Consider the following 1,681-nt stretch of genomic DNA (forward strand, 5'->3'; position numbering starts at 1 on the left):
TGCTATCGCTTTCCCGTGGCTTGTGCGTAACCATGTAATTCTAGTTCAGTCGCTCGTTCGTGTCTTCTCTGTTTGACCCTCATGAGTGTCAGTAACATGATACCTCATCTTTGTGAGAAAGGCTATATCTCTATTGCTTTGAATATCTCGCTACTTCTTAGCTTGGGAGATTCTAATAATAATTTTTTGTACGGCACTATACTTGATTTACTTTTTTATACATCATACCTAGTGTACCACTTGTTCGACCTTAAGTAAACCGTATTGCAATTCAACCAACTGCGAAATCATCGTACTGGCGGATAAAAGGAGAATGGTAGGCTAGGACAATATCTGTTTTAGGAATGCCAGCTTCCATAAGTTCGTTAGCTACGCCGACTTCCGTACCGTCATACTGAACCCACAGTTTCTCTCCCCTAAGATCGATGTGAATCAGAACGCCGTACACACCTTTTTTTTGGAGCCATCCAGCGCGTAAAACCTGATATCGATCGCGATCGATATTGTCCTCGCCTTTCATCCACCGCGTTTGCGTCAGTTTACGGAATTTGCAACCGCGTAACGCGATCGCTCTTATGGAGAAAATAGCACATCGCGCATCAAGAGCGATCGCGCACTTGTCTAATTCGCAGCCAACAAACCCGACATATTCAGCACTTTTTCTGACCAGATTTTTACCTGTTCGCTAACTTTTATTCGTTGCTGAACGTTCGATCGAATCTCAGCCCAAGAATACTGCCAGCAAGCTAACTGAACCTGCAACTCAACTAACTCAGCAGCTATTTCTATCTCTGTATCGGCAGCAGTCCATTCAATAAACAGCTTGCTTTCTTGCAGTAAATCTTCAATTATTTCGCCATGAGCTGTATTTTGACAGCGGGATTTGATTCGCGCTAAATTTGATGCTAAATTTCCCAGACGAACCGGCAGTTCGTCTCGCAAATAGCGTGACTTTAAAGCATTCCAATCTCTCATAACTCTCCTAATAGCCGTTGAACGATCTGAGCAACTCGATCTCGAATCATCGGATCTTGAATTTCCATCGAACGATTGTTTTGGCGGGGGCGAATATTGATGAGAGATTCATAACCTACTTCTTGTGTCAGCGGATACCAATCTGCTCCCCAAATATCTACTTGCTTGCTCCCATTTTCCAGCAATACAGCTTCGCAGTCAGCGTGAAGCTCTCCACCACCAGCTAAAATTCCCCGTTCGATATCCACTGCCAGTTTAATATAACTGCTCAGGATTTCCAACATTTCTTCAAGTTGCTCTTTGGTAGCACGCTCTTGTATCAGATTAATCATCTTTGTCTGCGCTTTTGATAAACTACTTTTTAAGTTACGTTAACTGTGCTTGCCTCAAAAGCAATTGCTTGCCGAACAATACAACATTTCCCACGGGATTTAGGAACATCAAATTGATGCTTGATAGGTATCATTGTAGAATGAATTTAGTTATATTTATCCACAACTCGGTAAATTACTGTCATATGCTAAATATTCTATCAAATAAAATGATGCACTTTCTATCTCCCAATCCACCCATTCTAATGCAGGGTGGATTAATTGTCAGGGGGGAATGTATGATAGAAGAGGCAATCAAGTCTGCCCTGGATGGGTAGATTATAATTATGGAGTGCATCAGCAATGAATTTAATTGAAGCAATTAAATTAGTTCC

The 1,681-nt window shown here is 41.7% G+C and carries 3 protein-coding genes; all 3 read right to left on the reverse strand.

What is annotated here, in order from left to right:
* Positions 1-271 precede the first annotated feature (271 nt).
* Positions 272-520 carry a XisI protein gene (locus tag WBA89_RS24785; protein WP_424410170.1) on the reverse strand — a complete coding sequence of 83 codons (249 nt, stop codon included), beginning with the start codon at positions 518-520 and terminating at the stop codon, positions 272-274.
* A 101-nt stretch (positions 521-621) separates the two neighbouring features.
* Entirely contained in the window at positions 622-975 is a 354-nt protein-coding gene (locus tag WBA89_RS24790) for a hypothetical protein (RefSeq protein ID WP_106331790.1), read from the reverse strand.
* Complete coding sequence (locus WBA89_RS24795; RefSeq protein ID WP_333132781.1) at positions 972-1,307, reverse strand: DUF5674 family protein; 336 nt, start codon at positions 1,305-1,307, stop codon at positions 972-974. Before WBA89_RS24795 ends, WBA89_RS24790 begins: the two co-directional genes overlap by 4 nt.
* Between the last annotated feature and the right edge of the window lie 374 nt (positions 1,308-1,681).

It is taken from the genome of Microcoleus sp., assembly GCF_049646505.1.
Lineage (GTDB): Bacteria > Cyanobacteriota > Cyanobacteriia > Cyanobacteriales > Microcoleaceae > Microcoleus.